The organism is Pseudonocardia zijingensis (assembly GCF_042657305.1).
GTDB classification, from domain to species: domain Bacteria; phylum Actinomycetota; class Actinomycetes; order Mycobacteriales; family Pseudonocardiaceae; genus Pseudonocardia; species Pseudonocardia zijingensis.
In genome coordinates this window covers 67,276-85,343 of sequence record NZ_JBHSKO010000012.1, presented here as the reverse complement: position 1 = coordinate 85,343, position 18,068 = coordinate 67,276, and the positions used below count along the sequence as shown (strand labels likewise).

Below are 18,068 nucleotides of genomic sequence, written 5' to 3'. Positions count from 1 at the left end.
CGGCGTTTCCGCCGGGCGGGCGGGGGCACCCCCGGGACTCCGGCACGTGCCGGAGACCACCCGGACGACCCACCCCAGGAGAGCCATGTTCTTCCACCGCCAGGAACTCCAGTTCGCCTCCACGCCCGACAAGCCGGACGCGGTGTACGCCCGCAAACTGCAGGAGGTCCTCGGAGGCCAGTACGGCGAGATCACCGTGGCGATGCAGTACATGTTCCAGGGCTGGAACAGCCACCTGCCCGGCAAGTACCGCGACCTCGTCTTCGGGATCGGCGCCGAGGAGATCGGCCACGTCGAGATGCTCGCCACCATGATCGCCCAGCTGCTCGAGAAGTCACCGCTGGGCATCACCGAGGACGCCGTGCAGGACGACCCGACGGTCGCCGCGATCGTCGGGGGCACCGATGTCCAGCACGCGATCGTGGCCGGCGCGGGCGCCCGCCCCGTCGACAGCAACGGCAACCCGTGGCAGGGCTCCTACATCACGGCCAGCGGCAACCTGCTCGCCGACTTCACGGCCAACGCCAACGCCGAGATGCAGGGTCGCGTCCAGGTGGCGCGGCTCTACCACATGACCGACGACCACGGGGTCCGCGAGCTGCTGTCCTTCCTGCTCGCCCGCGACACGATGCACCAGAACCAGTGGCTGGCCGCGGCCAAGGAGCTGCAGGAGGAGGGCTACGAGGGGATGCCGGTGCCCAGCAACTTCCCGCAGAGCAAGGAGTACACCGAGGTCTCCTACCAGTACCTCAACTTCAGCGACGGCAAGGAAGCGGCCAACGGCAGCTGGGCGTCCGGGCCCACGCCGGACGGGCACGAGTTCAGCTACCACGAGGGCCCGACGACGTCCGCCCCGATGCCGCCGCCCACCCGCCCCGACGCCCGGATGTACGGCACCACCGACGTGCCCAACCCGATGGAGAAGGTGGCCGGATCCGTTCAGGACAAGCTCAACCGTGAATGAGGGGTGAGCCGGCGGTAGACGTCCAGGTGGGCGGCCGCCGCGTCGTCCCAGCTGTGCCGGGCCGCGAGCGCGGTGCCCGCGGCCTGTCGGGCCGGGTCCGTGCCCGCCGCGGCGCGGCACAGCTGCGCGGCGAGGCCGGGCGGGTCGTCGGCGAACGCCGCGGCGCCGCCGAAGACCTCCCGCAGCACCGGCAGGTCGCGCACCACCAGCGGCACCCCCGCCGCGAGGGCCTCCATCGCGGCGAGCCCGAAGCCCTCCTTCGTGGACGGGAACGCGAACACGTCGGCGGCGGCCACCAGCGCCGGTAGGTCGGCGTGCGGCACCGGGCCGAGCACGGTGGGCACCACGCCCAGTTCGAGGGCGCGGGCCTCGACCCGGGCCCGGTAGTGCCGGTGGTCGAACAACGTCTCGCCGCCCGCCACCACGAGGGCGAGGTCGGGCCGGGCGGCCTGCACCAGCGCCATGGCCTCGACGAGGTCGAGGGTGCCCTTGCGCGGCTCGATCCCGCCGACGGCCAGCACGTAGCGGCCCAGCCGCGCCCGCCACCGCGCCCGGCCGGGCGCACCGGCCGGTTCCGCGGCGGCGGCGAAGCGCGCCGCGTCGACGCCGTTCGGGATGACGGTGGGGCGCCTGCCCCATCCGCGCTCGACCTCCGCGGCCACGGCGGCCGACACGCAGATCAGTGCCCTGGGCTGCGCCACCGCGCGGTCGTGGCAGGCGACCAGTGCGGGCGTGGTGAACGTGTCGAGGTGGTGCACGGTGCGCAGGCACCCCGGCACGGCGTTGGCGCTGATGCAGTCCTGCGCGTGCACCACGTCGTAGCGCTCGCGGGCGTCCGCGAACGCCGCGCCGAGCACCGCGATCGAGCGCAGGATCCGGTCGCCGACGTCCTCGCCGGGCACGTCCGGGAACGGCGCCAGCCGCACGGTCACCGCCGGGTCGACCGGCCGGAAGAACGCGGCGTCGCCGCCGCGGCCGAGCGACCAGACCGTGACGTCGTGCCCGGCTCGGGCCAGCGCCTCGGCGAGCGCGAGGGTGTGCACCACGCCGCCGCGGGGTTTCGTCGAGTACGTCAGCAGCGCGATCCGCAGGGCGCTCACGCGTAGCTCTCCGGCCGCCGCTCGGTGAGGTGCGACAGCACCGTGCGCGCCCGCGCGACCTCCGCCTCCGCGTCGAGCTCGGTGAGCGCGAGCCCGGCCTTCGCCCAGGTGCGGGCGAGGACGTCCCCACCGGGCCCCACCACCTTCGACCGGCCGAGGAAGCGCAGCCGCCCCATCGTCCCCGTCTGGTTCGCCGACACCCACACCACCTGGTTCTCCGCGGCGCGGGCGCAGTCGTAGAGGTCGAACAGCCGCGTCTGGCGGTCCTGCACCAGCCGCGGGGCGCGATTGGTGAGGCTCGCCGGCCACGCGGAGAGGCAGGCGATCACCCGCGCGCCGTCGGCGGCGAGCGTGCGGGCGGCCTCCGGGAAGGTCTTGTCGTAGTCGATCAGCATGCCCAGCCGCCCGACGGGCGTGTCGAACGCGGCGAACCGGTCGCCCGCCCGGTAGACGCCCGCCTCCCCCGCCGGCTGGTGCACCTTCCGGTGCCGGCCCAGCACGCCGTCCCCGGTGAGGCAGACCGACGCGTTGTACGGCAGGTCCGCGGCGTGCTCCCGGTAGCCCAGGCACACCACCATGTCCCCGGCCGCCTTGCCCACCCGCTCGATCTCCGGCGAGTCCTCGGTGAGCACGGGCGGCAACCCGGTCTCGTCGGTGCCCGCGAAGGTGCCGAGGTAGCCGCCGATCGTGGCATCCGGGAAGACGAGCAGGTCGACGCCCTGCGACGCCGCCGCCCCGACGATCATCTCGATCTTGGTGAGGCACTGCTCGACGTCGCGCCCGAAGTGCGCCGCCACCGCGGCGATCTTCATCCCGCTGCCGCCAGGGCCGGGTGCGCCGCGGCGGCGATCTGCGTGGCGATGTGCGCGGCGAGGTGTTCCGCGTCGCGCGCGATCCCGGAGAACCGCCCCGATCCCCACGTGTGCAGCCACGGCAGGCCGAGCACCGACAGGCCGGGCACGCTGGTGACGCCGCGGGTGTGGGTGGGGTAGCCGCGCCCGTCGAACGCGGGCACGCGCACCCAGCTCCAGTCGCTGCGGAAGCCGGTGCTCCAGACGACGGCCGCGATGCGGTCGACGCCCAGCGCGGTGGGGTGCCCGGCGCCGGGCGCCCACACGGGTCGGTACCGCGGTTCGGCGGGCGCCGCGATCCCGGCCGCCTCGAGGTAGCGGTCCACGAGGTCCTTCGCGTTCTCGCTGACCCGGTCGGCCGCGTCGAGGTTGGCCGCGAGGTCGTCGGCGAAGCGGAGAACGCCGCTCTCCAGGCCGGTGAGCCGCCCGTAGAGCCGCATCCCCTCGCGGGCGAAGGCGCGCAGGTCGATGTCACGCCCGCCGTCGCGGCCGGTGACGTAGTGGTTGGTGCCCAGCCGGGCGGCCTCGCCGTCGCGGTGCCGCTCGACCGGCACGTCGTAGTGGCCCATGTCGTGCAGCCACGCCACCATGTCGCGGCCGCGGTAGAACCGCGCGATGCGGGGCGCGCGCCCGACGGCCAGGTGCACGGTGCGGCCAGCGAGGTGCAGGTCCTCGGCGATCTGCGCGCCGGACTGCCCCGTGCCGACCACCAGCACGTCCCCGGCGGGAAGCTGCTGCGGGTTGCGGTAGGCCGAGGAGTGCACCTGCGCGATCCGCGCGGGGAGCCGATCGGCCCAGCCGGGCACGACGGGACGGTGGTAGCCACCGGTGGCGAGCACCACCTGGCCGGCGGACAGGCGCCCGGCCGGGGTGGACAGGACGAAGCCGCCCTCCGGCCCGGGCGCCAGCTCCTGCACCGGCGTGTGCTCCAGCACCGGCGGGTCGAACGATGCCGCGTAGCCACGGACGTAGGCCACGATCTCGTCGCGGACCATGAACCCGTCCGGGTCGTCGCCGCGGTAGGGCATGCCCGGCAGCCGGCACTGCCAGTTCGGGGTGACCAGGCAGAAGCTGTCCCAGCGGGCGTCGGCCCACTCGTGGCCGACCGTGTCGCGCTCCAGCACGACGTGCGCGACCCCGTGCCGGCGCAGGTACCAGGACATCGACAGCCCGGCCTGCCCGCCGCCCACCACGGCGACGGGCACGTGATCCGGGAACGGCACGCGGGGCGTGCCCCAGGACGTGGACGTGGGTTCAGGGGGCTCAGACACCGCTCGGCACTCCGTACGTCTCGGGTCGGCGGTCGCGCAGGTGCGCCATCGCGCGGCGGGCTCCGGCGAGCACGGCGGGCACGTCGACGTCGGCGACGGCCATGCCGGGAGCCACGCCGGTGGTGGCCAGCAGGTCGCCGCCGGGGCCGACGACCTTCGCGCTGCACACGAAGCGCAGCGCGCCGAACGTGCCGGACTGGTTGGACGCCACCCAGACCACCTGGTTCTCCAGCGCCCGGGCGCGGTCGAACAGGTCGAAGCGGTGGGTCCAGCGGTCCTCGGCGAGGTCGGGGCTCGCGGCCGTGCGCGCCGCGGGCCACGCCGAGACGCACACGATGATCTCGACGCCGTCGAGCGCGAGGGCGCGGGCGGCCTCGGGGAAGGCCTTGTCGTAGCAGATCAGCATGCCCAGCCGCCCGACCGGCGAGTCGAACGCGGCGAACCGGTCCCCCGCTGCGTAGCTCGCGGACTCGCCCAGCGGTTGGTGGACCTTGCGGTGCAGGCCGAGCACGCCGTCGCCGGTGACCGTGACGGCCGTGTTGTACCGCTCCGCGCCGTCGGACTCGCAGAACCCGGCGGTGACCACGAGGTCGCCCGCCATCCGGGCGAGCCGGGCGATCTCCGGGCCGTCGGCGTCGAGGGCGGGCGGGAGCGCGTCGCCGGGCAGCACCCCGCCGGGGTCGGTGTCGAGGTTCGCGAGGTAGCCCCCGAGCGCGGCCTCGGGCAGCGCGAGCAGCTGCACGCCGCGCGCGCGGGCGTCGGCGATCAGGCCCTCGATGCGGGCGAAGCAGGCGTCGAGGTCCCGCCCGAACGGGGCGGCGACGGCCGCGAGGGTGGTCATGGGGTGCCTCCGGTGGCGGGCCCGAGGCCGGTGACCGGGCCGGGCAGGGCGGGGGTGGTGGAGCCGTCGGGCCAGCGCAGGCGCACCCCGCTGCCGGGCACGAGCTCGCCGCAGCGGGCGGTGGTGGCCGGGCCCGCGGGGGCGACGGCACGGCCGGGGTCGTCGGCGGTGAGGAACGCCGAGCCGGGGAAGCAGGTGAACCAGTCCCCCACGGTGGCGCCGTCGGGCCGGGGCACCGCGGCGACGTCGAGCACGGCGCCGCAGCCGCTCGCCTCGGCGAGCATCCCCAGCGTGCCGACGAGCCCGGCCATGCTGACGTCCTTGGCCGCGGCGGGCGCGGTGCGCGCGACGGCCGAGCCGATCTCCTGCAGCTCGGCGGTGGTCCGGACGCTCGTGGAGTCCCATTGCCTGCCGGTGTGGCCGCGGCGCCAGCCGCCGCCGAGGTCTGCGGTGAGCCAGACGTGCTGCCCGGGCCGCCCGCCACCCGCGGGCACCGGCCGCCGCGTGCGGCCGAGCGCGGTGACGGAGAGGGCCGCCGGCACGCCGAGCTGGGTGTGGCCGCCGAGCACCGGCACGCCCCACGCCGCGCTCGCCGCGCGCAGCCCGGCGAGCACCCGCGCGGTGAACGACGCGTCCCGGCCCGCCACCGCGTCGAGCAGCCCGAGCGGGGCGGCGCCCATCGCCGACAGGTCGTTGACGTTCACGAGCGCGCCGCACCAGCCGGCCCACTCCGGGTCGCGCTCGACCATCGACGGGAGGATCGCGTCGCAGGCCGCGACGACGTCGGTGCCGGGCACCGGGGCGCCGTCGTCGCCGACGAACCCGGCGCCGCCGAGGTGCATCCCGGCGAGCAGGCCGCCCAGCGGGCCCTTGGTGGCGCCCGCGAGCGCGGCGAGCCGCCCGACCGGCCAGGTCATCGTGGCGTGCGGGCGCCCGCCGACGGACGCGGCGCCGGTGCGGCGCCAGCCGAGCCTGCGGAAGAGCCGCTCGTAGCGGTCCTGCACGGTGGCGTCGAACCGCAGCGCGCCTGCCGCCTCGGCGGTGGCGCAGGCGGCCCGCACGAGCGCGGGTCCGACCCCGGGCGGGGCGCCGCGCGCGGAGACGAGCCGGGAGCCGGTCCACCAGCCGACGTCCGGCCCGCCCGGGTCGGACGGCCCGAGCCGGACGCCGCCGAGCACCTCCCCGCCGGCGTCCCGGGCCACGAGCTGGCGGGTCCGGGGGTCGTCGTCGGCCGCGTCGCGGTCGGTGCCGGGGAACAGACCCTGGTCGGCGACGAACGCCTCGTGCCGCAGCCGGTGGTGCGCCGCGCGGCCCGCGGCGTCGGCGTCCTCCACCCGCCACGCCGGGGCGGCGGGCCGGGTGCGGTGGTCGACGAGCAGGACGTTGCGGGCGAACAGGTCGGTGGTCATGCGCCGGCCGCCTGCAACGCGCTGCACGCCCCGCAGGCCGCGCAGCCCGCACCCTGGTCGGCACCTGACATGCCGCGGGCCCGCAGCCCGGCGGCCACCCGCCGGGTGACGTCGTCCAGCACGAGCGGGTCGGGCGGACCGGCGCCGTCGGCGGCCGCCAAGGTGCCCGCGAGCGGGCGGTAGGGCACCACGAACGGGTAGACGCCCCGGTCGGCGAGCCGCAGCGCCCCGTCGACCAGCTCGTCCGGGTCCTCGCCGAGCCCCACCAGCAGGTAGGTCGACACCCGGTTGTGCCCGAACACCCGCACGGCCTCGTCCCACGCCGCCTCGTACTGGGCGAGCGGCACCGTGGCCTTGCCCGGCATCCACTTCCGGCGCACCGCGTCGTCGAGCGACTCCACGTGGATACCGATCGCTGTGGCCCCCGCGTCGTGCAGCTCCCGGATCGCGGCGAGGTCGTCCGGGGCGGGCGGCTCGCACTGCACCTGGACCGGCAGCCCGGGCACGGCGGCCCGCACCGCGCGCACGCAGCGCGCGAGGTGCCGGGCGCCGCGGTCGCGCCCGTTGGTCGTACCCGTGGTCATCACCATCTGGCGCACCCCGTCGAGCCGCGCAGCGGCCTCGGCCACCTCGGCGAGCTGCGCCGGGGTCTTCACCCCCGTGGTCGCGCCCGCCTGCAGCGACGCCTCGATGGCGCAGAACCGGCACCGCTGGTCCTCCGCGTAGCGGATGCAGGTCTGCACCACCGTGGTGGCGAGGACGTCGCTCCCGTGCAGCCGGGCGAGCTGCTCGTAGGGCACGCCGTCGGCGGTGACGAGGTCGTAGAACCGCGGCCGGCGCACCGGCTCGGCCGCGAGCCCGAGGTCGGCCCCGTCGAGCAGGAGCCTGCCCCCGCGGATCGCGTACGGGCTCGCCGGGTTGATCGGCAGCGCCGCGGCCCGCCCGTCGAGCAGGACGTGCCCGTCGTCGCTGGGGCCGGCCCCGGCGCGCCGGGAGACGGGGGCGTCGACCCTGACGCCCAGGATCGCGATGTCCACGCGGGTGGACGTCCGGGTCGCCGTCACGGGCTCAGAGGTTGTAGGTGGAGTTGATGATGGCGCCCTTGCGGGCGTAGTGGATCAGCGCGTCCTGCACGTCGAGCGGGTGGCAGGGGATGCACCCGGCGATGAGGTCCTCCTCGCGCAGGCCGTGCAGCGACAGCCCGAACCGGCAGACGTAGACCGTGCCGCCCTCGGCGATGAACCGCTCGATCTGGCCGTTGATGTTGTGCTCGCCGGGGAACGCGGACTCGCCGGTGGTCGGGAAGCCGCGGGTGGCCATCGCGTTCATCGCGGCCGGGCCGTAGAAGTACAGCACCGACTCGAAGCCCTTCCGCAGCGCGCGCAGCGCCTGCAGGATCGCCACGAAGCTCACCGATGACTCGTGCGCGATGCCGTGCACGAGCGTGAAGTAGCACTCCCCCTCGCCCGCCTGGTAGTCCGGGAAGATCTTGGTGGAGCCGTAGAGGCTGCTGCCGGCCGGCAGCGAGGGGTGCGGGATCTCGCTCAGGCTGGTCTGCTGGTTGGCCTTCAGGTCCTCCTCGGAGATGAGCGGCGTTCCGGTGGTGGCGGGGGCGGTCTGGGTCATCGGTTTCCCTTCTCGTGGAGCGCGGTGAAGTTGCGGGTGAAGACGAGGTCGGCGAGTTCGCCGTCCCCGACGGCGGCGGCCAGGCGGGCGTGCTCCCCGGCGAAGTCGCCCCACGGCTGGTCGGAGGCGAAGAGCACCCGATCGGCGCCGAGGCCGCGGCGCTCGATCTCGGCGGCGAGCCAGCGGGGCGCGAACCCGATCGCCCAGCTGGTGTCGGTGTAGACGCGCTTGCCCGCGGCGATCCAGTCGAAGAACCGGTGCCCGATGAGCTTGATGTGCCCGCTCACCCCACCACCGAGGTGCACGAGGTGCAGCGGCACCTCGTCGGCGTAGCGCTCGACGAGCAGGCCGATCTCGTCGACGTCGCTGGCCGCGCCCGGGCTGGTGTGCACGTGGACGACGAGGTCGTGCGCGCGGGCCGCCGCGAAGATCGCGTCCAGCTGCGGGCGGCAGTCCTCGGCGCCGGCCCGGCCGCCGAGCAGGAACGACAGCTTGAGCGCCGCCACCCCCGGCTCGCCCGCCAGCGCGAGCGCCTTCTCGGTGGCGGCGGCGTCCTGCGGGCGGGGCGAGGTCCACAGCCCGGCGAGCACTCTGTCGTCGCGCTGCGCGGCCTCGACCACGAGCTCGTTGAGCGCGAACGACGGGCCCGGGTCGGGCACGCCGTAGTTCGGCAGCACCAGCGCCCGCTCCACGCCCTCGCGGTCGAGGTCGGCGAGGAGCTCGGCGATCGTGGCCCGCGCGGTGGTGTCCGGGTGCACGGGCGGCCCGCCGTAGAACGGGTGCGCCGGCAGCACGCCGAGGTGGCGGTGCGCGTCGTGCACCCTCGCCGGGCTGCGCGTGGTCATGGGAGAAGCGTCGGGTGCGCACGTGTCGCTGTGGTGACGTCCGGAACGAGTTCACGTTTCCCGCGGCGACCCTGCGTTGCCGCGCAGTTGCACCGCGTTGCGCGGCGATGGCATGAAGTTGATCTTGAAGCGGCCCAGGGCTGCTAGGGTTGCCCCGTGCCCGCCAACGACGGCTCGGCCACGCCTGGCACGCAGCACGCGGCAGTGCGCGACGCGGTCCTGCGCTGGATCGTGCAGGGCACCCTGCACCCCGGCGACGTCCTGCCCCTCGACGTCGTCGTCGCGCGCACCGGGGCGTCGGCCGACACCGCGCGCCACGCGTTGCGCGAGCTCTGCGAGCTCGGCGTCGCCCACGCCGACGGTTCCGGGGTGGTGATCGCCCACCCCACGGCGAGCAACATGGCCGAGACCGACGAGATCCGCCACATCCTCGAGGACGTGGCCGTGCGCCGGTTCGTCCAGCAGGCCACCGACACGCAGGTCGCCGCCCTCGGGCGGGCCGTGGACGCGGTCGGGGAGGTCGCCGCGCAGCCCGACCCCGCCCTCGACCAGCTCGTGCGCGCCCGCGACTGGTTCTTCGTGCTGATGCTGCGCACCGCCGGGCTCGCCACCCGCGACCTGCTGCGCAACCTGCGCTCGCACGCCGGCCTCGTGATGTCGCTCGCCGTGGCGGGCCCCGGCAGGCCGGGGGAGGTCGTCGAGGAGCTGCGCGCCATCCACGAGGCGCTCGCCGCCCGCGACGCCGACGCGGCCATCGCCGCGTGCGATCGGCACCGCACCAACTCCACCGACGCCGGGCTCAAGCAGCTCGGGAACGCCCCCTGAACTGCCCCCTGAGGCGGGTCACCTCCGGTTCGGGACCACCACTCCGATCACGGTCCGGTGCGCCCGCGCCGCCTCCTTCGCCTCGGTGATCTCGTCCAGCGTGAACTCGGCGCTCACCACGAGCGACGCGTCGAGCCGGCCGTCCTCGAGCATCCGCACGTAGCGCGGGATGTCGTGGTGCATCCGCACCCGCCCGTTCTGGCTGCTCAGGATCGCGCGCCCGTGCAGGGCGGCAGGTACCTGCGGGAGCGAGAGCTCGGCGCCGAGCGGCTCGCAGCCCGTCAGCACCACGGTGCCGCCGCGGTGGGTCATGAGCACGGCCTGCCGCTGCGCGAGCGCGGGCCCGGCCGCCTCCAGCGCGTACGTCACGCCGTACCCGCCGGTGAGCGCGCGCACCTGCTCGACGGGATCGGCGGCGTCCGGGTCGAGGGTGGCCGTGGCCCCGGCCTTCGCCGCACGCTCGCGCCGGCCCGCGTCCGGGTCGAGCGCGATGATCTGCCCGGCACCCGCCAGCCGGGCGGCCTGGATCATCCAGAGCCCCAGCTGCCCGCAGCCCACCACGGCCACGTCCGACCCCGGCACCACGGCGGCCACGTTGAACACCGACCCCAGGCCGGTGGTGACCCCGCAGCCCATCAACCCCAGCTCGACGTCCGACAGCGTGGTGTCGACCGCGACGACCTGGCGGGCGTCCACCGACATCAGCTCGGCGTACCCGCCGACGTTGCCGGCCGCCGTCGCGATGCTCCCGTCGGCGAGCCGGGCCACCTGCGGCGGGCCGTCCGGCCGGTCGAAGATCAGCGAGCACTGGTCGGTGCGGCCGCGCACGCAGTAGAAGCAGCGGTCGCACTCTGCGGTGCCGTGCACCACCACGCGGTCGCCCACCCGCACCCCGGCAACCTCGGGCCCCAGCTCCTCGACCACCCCCATCGAGGCGTGCCCGAGGATCGTGGGCGGCTCCTTGCCGAACACGCCGTCGGAGTTCATCACGTCGGTGACGCAGAACGGGGTGGCACCGGTGCGCACCCGGATCCGCCACGGTGCGAGCGGCAGCAGGTCGACCTCCTGCACCTCGAGCCGGCCCGGTGCCGTCATCACGGCAGCCCTCATCGCGACCTCCCCAGCAGGGCGCGGATCGCATCGACCGTGGCGTCGTTGACGTGGTGCTCGGGGTCGTCGTCGACGTGGAGGGTGACCTCGGCGCCCGCGCCGCGCAGGAGCTCCGCGGTCTCGCGCACCCGGTCGACGGGCACCCACTCGTCACGCGAGCTGGTGGCGAGCAGCACCGGGGTGCCCGCGAGGTCGCCTGCCACCTGCCGCGGCGCGCCGGGCGGCCCGGCGAACCCGCCGGTGAGCACGGCGGCCGCGGCGTAGCGGGCGGGGCGGCGTACGAGGTGCTCGGTGAGCAGGCAGGCCCCCTGGGAGAACCCGAGCAGCACCACGCGTTCCGCGCCGAAGCCGTCGCCGGCGATCGCGTCGACCACCGCGGCGACGGCGCCGAGGGACGCCGAGAGGAACGGCTCGTTCTCCTCGAACGGCTCGATGAACCGCTTCGGGTACCAGGTGCGCCCGGGTGCGGCGGGCGCGTACCAGGCGAGCCCGGCGTCACCGACCCGGTCGGCGATCCCGCGCATGTAGCCGGGTTCCTGGTCGCGCCCGTGCAAGGCGAGCACGGCGAGCCCGGCCCGCCGCGCGGACGCTCCCCACCGCTGCGTCCGCAGCGTCTCCATCAGCCGGCCTCGCCGGGCACGTGGATCGGCTCGAGCCGGCCGAGCAGCTCCGCCCTGCGGTCCTCGAACTGCTCGGGCAGCTGGAAGGCGCTGCCGAGCTCCTTGGGCGACTCGTCGCACGTCCACCCGCCCTCGGCGTGGGTGACGGCGAGCTCGAACAGCGCGCCGCCCGGCGTGCGGACGTAGACCGACTTGAAGTACTTGCGGTCCTTGAGCTCGGAGATGTCGGTGTAGCCGACGCCCTCGATCTCGAACTTGAGCGCGTCCTGGTTCTCCAGGGTCTCGGCGTTCCAGGCGAAGTGGTGGATCGTGCCCTCGCCGTAGCGCCACGTGCCGGGCTCGTCGGTGCGATTGACCACCAACTCCACCGAGCCGCCCTGACCGGGCCGCCCGACCTGGTGCACCACCCGGTCGCCCTCCTCGGCGAGCCCCTTGCCGTGGAACGACTCGCTGAGGAACTCGACCATGTTCTCCGGGTTCGCCACGTGCACCCCGACGCCGTACACGCCGTGGATCGCGTGCTCGGGCGGCACCCCGGCCCCGGCGTGGCCCTCGCGCGGGTCGTCCTCGACGCCGACCATCGCGTACTCGATCCCGCACGGGTGGCGGAACAGCAGCCGCCGCTGGTCGAGCACCTCGGCGTCGGCCACCTCGACGCCGCGTCCGGTGAGCCGCCCCTGCCAGTAGTCGAGGGAGCCCGCGGGCACCGCGAGGTGGACCTCCCGCGCCTGGTTGGTGCCGCGCCGCCCCTTCAGCCCGGCCTGGCGGAACGGGAACGTGGTGACCACGGCGCTCGGGTCGCCGCCCGCGTTGCTGTAGTAGAGGTGGTAGATCGGCAGCGAGCCGTCGAACAGCACGGTCCTTTTGATGAACCGCATGCCCAGCGTCTCGACGTGGAACTCGACGTCCTCCTGGGCGGGGCCCACCGACAGCGTGATGTGGTGGCTCCCGTTCACGTGTGCCATGTCTCCTCCTCGAGACAGACGGATGGTGCGGACGGAGCGGGGGAAGGGAGGGATCAGCGGGTGGGGGCGGGCGCGGCACCGATGGCCGCGATGCCGAGCCGGGCCGCCGCCCGGACGTGGGCGATCATCGCGGCCGATGCGGCCGCGGCGTCGCGGGCCTCGACGGCCTTGACGAGCTCTCGCAGCTCGGCCACGGACCGCGCGGGGCGGTCGGGGGCCGACGACAGCGAGCCCGCGCGCAGCAGGCTCACCCGGGCGTGCAGCTGGGAGAGGCTGGTGCGCAGCGCGGAGTTGCCCGCGCCGTCGAGCAGCACCTCGTACATCGCGTCCTTGGCGCGCAACACCTCGAGCGTGCCGCCGCCCTCGGCGACGACGTCCTCGAGGCGGGTGAACGCGCGCCGCAGCGCGACGAGCTTGCCGTCGGGTGCCTGCGCGACGAACCGCCGCACGAGGTGGGCCTCGAGGACCTCGCGGAGCTCGTAGAGCTCCTCGGCCTCCTCCGGCGAGAGCGCGACCACCACGGCTCCCTTCTGCGGGATGGTGCGCACGAGGCCCTCCGCGGCGAGCTCGCGCAGGGCCTCGCGGATCGTGGTGCGGGAGACGCCCGTCATGTCGATGAGCTCGCGCTCCACCAGACGCTGGCCGGGTGCGAAGCGCATCGTGAGGATCGCCTCGCGGAGCACGTCGCGCACCTGAGGGCGCAGCGGCGCGGAGACCCGCCCGATCCGGGACGCGAGATCGGGTACGGCGGGCTTGTCCTCGGCCCGGCCAGGCTCGTCCACGGCGGAAGCCTACTCGACGATCGTCATACGGTCGGTCACGACGGGAGCCTCCTCGACGGGTCTCGGCTGAGCGGGTCACAGCGGTGTGGGGAGTCCGAAGTGGACGCGGGCGTTGGCCGCGAAGTGCAGGTCCGCCTGCGCACCGATGTGCGTGCGGTACATGGCGACGTCGCGGAAGCAGCGCTGCAGGCGCGAGCCGCGCTTCGCCGCGGACGTCCCGCCGGTGCTGAAGAGCCGGTCGACGGCGTCGGCGGCCAGGCGCGCGGCCTGCTGGGCCATCCCCCGCGCCCGCGCGTCGGCGCCCACGGGGAAGGCGCCGGTGCGCTCCCACTCGCGGCCCGCGGCCATGTAGCTCTCGCCCGCGGCCACGAGCACCGCGAGCGCGGAGTCGGCGAGGCTCTGCGCCTCCCCGAACCAGCGCTGGTAATCCGGCGACTCGCAGCGCAGCACCTTCGGCGGCACGGTGGTGGGACGGGTGCGCAGGATCTGCTCGTACTCGTCGAGCGCCGCGTACGCCGCGCCGACCACCGGAGCGGCGAGCCCGCCGTAGTAGATCGTGAGCGAGCGCCCCAGGTAGAGCGGGTTGCGGTGCAGCCGGTAGCCGGGCGTGCCGTCCGGCGGCATCGCGAAGGCCTTCCAGTCGTAGTGCTCCGCGAGGTGCTCGGGCACGAACACGTCGTCCACGCGCACCGAGTTGGAGCCGGTGCCCTGCAGGCCCAGCGTGGCGCCGCCGCCCCAGTCGCCCAGCACCGCGTAGTCGCCGCGCGGCAGCACGCAGGCCAGCGGCACCGGCGGGCCGTCGGTGCCGGGTGCGGGCCCCATCGCCGTGGCGATGAAGTGCGTGGCGTGGGTGATCCCGGAGCAGTAGTCCCACGTGCCGCTCACCCGGTAGCCGCCCGGCACGCGCTCGGCGGTGCCGGTGGGCGCCGCCCGGTGCGGGGCGCAGAAGTGCCCGTCGGGGGCGAAGAGCTCCTCCTGCGCCTGCTCGGAGAAGAACGACGCGATGTGGAAGATGTGGTCCGAGGCCAGGCACACCGACCAGCCGGTGGCCGGGTCGCCGTGGGAGAGCTCGGTGATGAGCCGGAAGAACGTGTCGAGCCCGAACTCGTACCCGCCGTAGCGGCGCGGCTGCAGCACCCGGTAGAAGCCGGCCTCGGTGAAGCGCTCGTGCAGCCGCTGCGAGTAGCCGCCGCGCTCCTCCCCCTCCGGCGCCTCGGCCACGAGGTCGTCGCGCATCGCGACGGCCCGCGCGATCATCGCCTCCGGTGTGAGATCCGGCTCCGGCGGCTCGATCACGCGCCGCGTGGGATGCGTCCTCGTCATGCTCCCCTCCCGCTCAGCGCTGCCGGCACCGCGGCCGGGCGCGGGCGTCCGGTCAGGACGGCCAGGCACACCAGGGAGATCACCAGCATCGCGCCGACGTACGCCGCCACGGCGTAGGGCTGCCCGGTTGCTTGTAGCACGATCGCGGACACGCCCGGGCCGACCGCGCTGCCCAGCACCGTGGCGAGCTGGAAGCCCAGCGACATGCCCGTGTAGCGCACGCGGGCGTCGAACGCCCCGGCGTAGACCGACGGCTGCGCGCCGTAGCCGATGCAGTACAGCAGGCCGAAGCCGAGCACGTACCCGAGCGTGATCAGCCCGACGTCCCTGGTCTCCACCGCGCCGACCAGCACGAAGATCCCCACGATCGACGCCACCGCCCCGGTGAGCACCACCGGGCGCGCGCCGTACCGGTCGGCCATCCAGCCCGACAGCGGCACCACCCCGAGCTGCACGACGTTCGCGATCAGGATCGCGGTGATCACCGCGAACCGGTCGACGCCGAGGGTGACCGTGGCGTGGTTCAGCAGGAACGTCGCGGCCACGATCGAGAGCGCGCCGAAGCCGAGGAAGCCGCCGCAGACCAGCAGCACCTCGCGCAGGTTGTGGCGCAGCACCTCCACCAGCGGCACCCGCGCCTCGGCGCCCGCCTCCTGCACGGCCACGAACTCGGGCGACTCGGCGATCCGCAGCCGCACGACGATCCCGATCGCGATCAGCACGATGCTGGCCAGGAACGGCACCCGCCAGCCCCACGAGAGCAGCTCGTCGTCGGGGAGGGCGGCCACCGGCAGGAAGGCCAGGTTGCCCAGGAGCACGCCCGCGGCCGGGCCCGTCTGCGGGAGGCTCGCGAAGAAGCCCCTGCGGTCGGGCGGTGCGTACTCGTAGGCGAGCAACACGGCCCCGCCCCATTCCCCGCCGAACGCGATCCCCTGCGCCAGCCGCAGGACGATCAGCAGCGTCGGGGCCAGAGCGCCCGCCGCGGCATAGCCGGGCAGCAGGCCGATCGCGGTGGTCGCGACGCCCATCAGCACGAGCGTGATCACGAGCATGCGCTTGCGGCCCACGCGGTCGCCGAAGTGCCCGAACAGCACCCCGCCGACCGGGCGCGCGAGGAACCCCGCCGCGAACGTGCCGAACGACGCGAGCGTGCCCACGAACGGGTCGGCCTCGGGGAAGAACAGCTCCGGGAAGACGAGCGCCGCGGCGGTGCCGTAGATCGCGAAGTCGTAGTACTCCACGGTGGTGCCCGCGAAGCTCGCGGACGCCACCCGCCACGTGGACACCCGGCCCGGCGTCGGCTCACTCACCGGTCGGTCACCTCCTCGAGCCAGCCCAGCAGCACCGCGAGCGCCTCGCGGTTGTTGCGCTCGAACTGCACGGCGTGGCCGTTGCCGCGCACGCCCCGCTCGGCGAGGCGCACGTGCTCGGCCCGGCACCCCGCGGCCGCCAGGAACGCCACGACGTCGCCACCGAAGCCGTCGAAGGCCGACGCCTCCCCGGTGAACACGCCGATCGGCACCTTCGCGAGGTTCGGGAGCCGGTGCGTGCCGGGCTCGATGCCGGCCGGGTCGGTCACCGGCGGGTCGAACGCGGGCGGGGCCGCGGTGAGCCCCCACGGCAGCAGCCGCGGCCCGTCCGGCACGGTGAGGAACGGCGGGCCCATCGGCTCCAGCGCGAGCAGCGCCCCCACCAGCTCCGGGCGCGCGTCAGCCGCGAGCCACCCGCCCGGCGCCCCCGCCGAGTGCGTGAGCAGCACCGCGGGGCCGACCTGCTCCAGCAGCTGCACGAGCCGTTCCGCGTCGAGGCGCTGGCTCGCGGCGAGGTCGGCGAGCATCGGGCCGGTGGGGGCCGCGACCTGGTCGAACAGCGGGTCGGCGAGGTCGCGGGAGCCGGGCCACTGGATGTGCCGCTCCGCGGCGGCGTCCGGGGCGAAGAGGTCCTTGAGCCGTTCGTAGCCGAACGGCGGGCCCATCGGGCCGAGCACGTCGGGGTGGTGCGGCGAGCGCCCGTGCCCCGGCCGGTCCACCACGTACACCCGGTGCCCGCGGCGCACGAGCTCGCCCGCCCAGCCGGGCCGCCCGTCCGGGGTGCCCATCCAGTCGGTGCCCTGTCCCCCGCCGCCGTGCACGAGCACCACCGGGTACTCCGCGGTGACGTGCTCGGGCTCCTCCCAGGCCACGAACATCGGCGCCCGCGGCACCGTGTCGTCGCCGTGCCGGACCCGTTCCGTGCCGATCCAGAAGAACCCGCGCCGCGAGGTGATGAGCTCCCCGGTGCCCATCACGTGACCGGCAGGCCGAGGTGCAGCTGGGCGAGCTTGCGGAACGAGGTCTCCCGGAAGCCCGTGTTGCGGTGGCTCGCGATCATCGTGAGGTCGCGCCACACCCGCTCGAACCGCTGCCCGGCCTTGATCGCGCTCGAGCCGACGTTGCGGAACAGCGCCTGGTCGACCGCCTCCCACACCTGCACGATCGCCTCGCGCGCCACGATGCCGATGCGCTGCTCGTCCTCCTCGCTGTAGGGCTCGCCGCCCGCCGCGGTGCGCTCGCAGATCTCCATGTGCTCCTCGGCGCAGCGGATCGTCAGCGCCTCCGCGGTGGCGAGCTTGCCCAGCGCGGTGCCGTACCAGCGCTGGTGGTCGGCGTCACCCAGCCGCGGCACCATCGGTGGCACGCTGGTCTTGCGGGTGCGCATCTGGTGCTCGAACTCGTCGAGCGCGCTGTAGCCCGCGCCCGTGGTGAGCGCGGCCAGGGAAATCGTGAACGGCGCCAGCGCGCGGCCCACGTACATCGGGTTGCCGTGCAGCGCGAGCCCCGGCGTGCCGCCCGAGACGTCCACGTTGACCATCGAAGTGTCCTCGACCGCGAACTCGGCCGGGATGCGCCCGCCCTCCAGCCGGATGCTGTGCGAGCCGCTGCCGCGCAGGCCCAGGGTGTCGCCCCAGTCGTCGAGCATCGTCCACTCGCTGCGCGGGGCCACGTACAGCAGCATGTGCTGCGCGGCCTCCTGCGGCGGGATCCCCGCGACCAGCGCCTGCCCCATGAAGTGCGTGGAGTACGGGATGCCGGAGCAGTAGCGCACCGTGCCGTCCAGCCGCCACGTGTCGCCCTCGCGCTGCGCGACCGCGTCCGGCGACGCCACCGACGCGCAGCGGAAGTCGCCGTCGCCGAAGATCTTCTCCTGCGCCGACTCCGGGAAGTAGGAGCCGATCTGCAGCGCGTGGCTCGAGGACAGCGCCCAGCACCAGGCCGTCGACACGCACCCGCGGGCCATCTCCAGCTGCAGCCGCGCGAACGTCGGGGCGTCGCACTCGAGCCCGCCGTAGCGCTTCGGCTGCACCACCCGGTACAGCCCGGCCGCGCGCAGCTTCTCGTGCAGCTCCGGGGAGTAGTAGGTGCGCTCCTCGGTCTCGGCCTGCGCCGCCACCAGCTCCGGACGCAGGTCGATCACGGTCTGCACGAGCTGCGCGGGGGTGGGATCCGGCTGGGCCGCCGCGGACGGCGCCGGTGAGGCGGTGGTGGTCATGGCTCCCT

The 18,068-nt window shown here is 74.9% G+C and carries 18 protein-coding genes; 2 read left to right on the top strand and 16 right to left on the bottom strand.

Annotation, left to right across the window (positions count from 1 at the left end):
- Window positions 1-85 precede the first annotated feature (85 nt).
- On the top strand, window positions 86-964 hold the full coding sequence (locus ACFPL3_RS22975) for a manganese catalase (protein WP_343943815.1): 879 nt from the start codon (window positions 86-88) through the stop codon (window positions 962-964).
- Here ACFPL3_RS22975 and ACFPL3_RS22970 read toward each other — a convergent pair.
- The 8 genes from ACFPL3_RS22970 to ACFPL3_RS22935 are packed head-to-tail and all read right to left on the bottom strand — an operon-like array spanning window position 940 to window position 8,907.
- On the bottom strand, window positions 940-2,064 hold the full coding sequence (locus ACFPL3_RS22970) for an MSMEG_0565 family glycosyltransferase (protein ID WP_379589630.1): 1,125 nt from the start codon (window positions 2,062-2,064) through the stop codon (window positions 940-942). The two genes, ACFPL3_RS22975 and ACFPL3_RS22970, sit on opposite strands and share 25 nt — an antisense overlap.
- On the bottom strand, window positions 2,061-2,876 hold the full coding sequence (locus ACFPL3_RS22965; protein ID WP_343943817.1) for a carbon-nitrogen hydrolase family protein: 816 nt from the start codon (window positions 2,874-2,876) through the stop codon (window positions 2,061-2,063). Before ACFPL3_RS22965 ends, ACFPL3_RS22970 begins: the two co-directional genes overlap by 4 nt.
- Window positions 2,873-4,186, bottom strand: a complete 1,314-nt coding sequence (locus tag ACFPL3_RS22960; protein ID WP_343943818.1) for an MSMEG_0569 family flavin-dependent oxidoreductase — start codon at window positions 4,184-4,186, stop codon at window positions 2,873-2,875. Before ACFPL3_RS22960 ends, ACFPL3_RS22965 begins: the two co-directional genes overlap by 4 nt.
- Complete coding sequence (locus ACFPL3_RS22955) at window positions 4,179-5,027, bottom strand: carbon-nitrogen hydrolase family protein (RefSeq protein ID WP_343943819.1); 849 nt, start codon at window positions 5,025-5,027, stop codon at window positions 4,179-4,181. Before ACFPL3_RS22955 ends, ACFPL3_RS22960 begins: the two co-directional genes overlap by 8 nt.
- Entirely contained in the window at window positions 5,024-6,436 is a 1,413-nt protein-coding gene (locus tag ACFPL3_RS22950; protein WP_379589629.1) for an MSMEG_0567/sll0787 family protein, read from the bottom strand. Before ACFPL3_RS22950 ends, ACFPL3_RS22955 begins: the two co-directional genes overlap by 4 nt.
- A complete protein-coding gene (locus ACFPL3_RS22945; RefSeq protein ID WP_343940143.1) occupies window positions 6,433-7,500 on the bottom strand; it encodes an MSMEG_0568 family radical SAM protein in 1,068 nt (355 codons plus the stop codon). Before ACFPL3_RS22945 ends, ACFPL3_RS22950 begins: the two co-directional genes overlap by 4 nt.
- 4 nt (window positions 7,501-7,504) lie before the next feature.
- Window positions 7,505-8,062, bottom strand: a complete 558-nt coding sequence (locus ACFPL3_RS22940; protein ID WP_343940141.1) for an MSMEG_0572/Sll0783 family nitrogen starvation response protein — start codon at window positions 8,060-8,062, stop codon at window positions 7,505-7,507.
- Complete coding sequence (locus tag ACFPL3_RS22935) at window positions 8,059-8,907, bottom strand: amidohydrolase family protein (RefSeq protein WP_343940139.1); 849 nt, start codon at window positions 8,905-8,907, stop codon at window positions 8,059-8,061. Before ACFPL3_RS22935 ends, ACFPL3_RS22940 begins: the two co-directional genes overlap by 4 nt.
- A gap of 156 nt (window positions 8,908-9,063) precedes the next feature.
- On the opposite strand from ACFPL3_RS22935, the gene ACFPL3_RS22930 reads away from it, so the two are divergent.
- Window positions 9,064-9,732 carry an FCD domain-containing protein gene (locus ACFPL3_RS22930; RefSeq protein ID WP_343940137.1) on the top strand — a complete coding sequence of 223 codons (669 nt, stop codon included), beginning with the start codon at window positions 9,064-9,066 and terminating at the stop codon, window positions 9,730-9,732.
- A gap of 18 nt (window positions 9,733-9,750) precedes the next feature.
- Here ACFPL3_RS22930 and ACFPL3_RS22925 read toward each other — a convergent pair whose 3' ends face one another.
- The 8 genes from ACFPL3_RS22925 to ACFPL3_RS22890 all read right to left on the bottom strand — a co-directional run bounded on the left by ACFPL3_RS22925 (window position 9,751) and on the right by ACFPL3_RS22890 (window position 18,060).
- The gene (locus ACFPL3_RS22925; RefSeq protein WP_343940135.1) at window positions 9,751-10,842 is read right to left on the bottom strand and encodes a zinc-binding dehydrogenase; all 1,092 of its coding nucleotides are present in this window, start codon (window positions 10,840-10,842) and stop codon (window positions 9,751-9,753) included.
- Window positions 10,839-11,462, bottom strand: a complete 624-nt coding sequence (locus tag ACFPL3_RS22920; RefSeq protein ID WP_343940133.1) for an alpha/beta hydrolase — start codon at window positions 11,460-11,462, stop codon at window positions 10,839-10,841. The genes ACFPL3_RS22925 and ACFPL3_RS22920 overlap by 4 nt, the downstream gene beginning before the upstream one ends.
- Complete coding sequence (locus ACFPL3_RS22915; protein WP_343940131.1) at window positions 11,462-12,427, bottom strand: VOC family protein; 966 nt, start codon at window positions 12,425-12,427, stop codon at window positions 11,462-11,464. The genes ACFPL3_RS22920 and ACFPL3_RS22915 overlap by 1 nt, the downstream gene beginning before the upstream one ends.
- 53 nt (window positions 12,428-12,480) lie before the next feature.
- The gene (locus ACFPL3_RS22910; protein WP_343940129.1) at window positions 12,481-13,209 is read right to left on the bottom strand and encodes a GntR family transcriptional regulator; all 729 of its coding nucleotides are present in this window, start codon (window positions 13,207-13,209) and stop codon (window positions 12,481-12,483) included.
- 75 nt (window positions 13,210-13,284) lie between these two features.
- Window positions 13,285-14,532 (bottom strand): acyl-CoA dehydrogenase family protein, encoded by a 1,248-nt coding sequence (locus ACFPL3_RS22905; RefSeq protein ID WP_343940127.1) that lies wholly within the window; start codon window positions 14,530-14,532, stop codon window positions 13,285-13,287.
- Complete coding sequence (locus ACFPL3_RS22900; protein WP_343940125.1) at window positions 14,529-15,842, bottom strand: MFS transporter; 1,314 nt, start codon at window positions 15,840-15,842, stop codon at window positions 14,529-14,531. Before ACFPL3_RS22900 ends, ACFPL3_RS22905 begins: the two co-directional genes overlap by 4 nt.
- Window positions 15,839-16,816 (bottom strand): alpha/beta fold hydrolase, encoded by a 978-nt coding sequence (locus ACFPL3_RS22895; RefSeq protein WP_343940123.1) that lies wholly within the window; start codon window positions 16,814-16,816, stop codon window positions 15,839-15,841. The genes ACFPL3_RS22900 and ACFPL3_RS22895 overlap by 4 nt, the downstream gene beginning before the upstream one ends.
- Window positions 16,816-18,060 (bottom strand): acyl-CoA dehydrogenase family protein, encoded by a 1,245-nt coding sequence (locus ACFPL3_RS22890; protein ID WP_343940121.1) that lies wholly within the window; start codon window positions 18,058-18,060, stop codon window positions 16,816-16,818. The genes ACFPL3_RS22895 and ACFPL3_RS22890 overlap by 1 nt, the downstream gene beginning before the upstream one ends.
- Window positions 18,061-18,068: the final 8 nt, after the last annotated feature.

Coding starts and splice junctions, on each gene's coding strand:
- ACFPL3_RS22975 (WP_343943815.1), top strand. CDS start 86: ATGTTCTTCCACCGCCAGGAACTCCAGTTCGCCTCCACGCCCGACAAG.
- ACFPL3_RS22965 (WP_343943817.1), bottom strand. CDS start 2,876: ATGAAGATCGCCGCGGTGGCGGCGCACTTCGGGCGCGACGTCGAGCAG.
- ACFPL3_RS22955 (WP_343943819.1), bottom strand. CDS start 5,027: ATGACCACCCTCGCGGCCGTCGCCGCCCCGTTCGGGCGGGACCTCGAC.
- ACFPL3_RS22950 (WP_379589629.1), bottom strand. CDS start 6,436: ATGACCACCGACCTGTTCGCCCGCAACGTCCTGCTCGTCGACCACCGC.
- ACFPL3_RS22940 (WP_343940141.1), bottom strand. CDS start 8,062: ATGACCCAGACCGCCCCCGCCACCACCGGAACGCCGCTCATCTCCGAG.
- ACFPL3_RS22935 (WP_343940139.1), bottom strand. CDS start 8,907: ATGACCACGCGCAGCCCGGCGAGGGTGCACGACGCGCACCGCCACCTC.
- ACFPL3_RS22925 (WP_343940135.1), bottom strand. CDS start 10,842: ATGAGGGCTGCCGTGATGACGGCACCGGGCCGGCTCGAGGTGCAGGAG.
- ACFPL3_RS22920 (WP_343940133.1), bottom strand. CDS start 11,462: ATGGAGACGCTGCGGACGCAGCGGTGGGGAGCGTCCGCGCGGCGGGCC.
- ACFPL3_RS22915 (WP_343940131.1), bottom strand. CDS start 12,427: ATGGCACACGTGAACGGGAGCCACCACATCACGCTGTCGGTGGGCCCC.
- ACFPL3_RS22905 (WP_343940127.1), bottom strand. CDS start 14,532: ATGACGAGGACGCATCCCACGCGGCGCGTGATCGAGCCGCCGGAGCCG.
- ACFPL3_RS22895 (WP_343940123.1), bottom strand. CDS start 16,816: ATGGGCACCGGGGAGCTCATCACCTCGCGGCGCGGGTTCTTCTGGATC.
- ACFPL3_RS22890 (WP_343940121.1), bottom strand. CDS start 18,060: ATGACCACCACCGCCTCACCGGCGCCGTCCGCGGCGGCCCAGCCGGAT.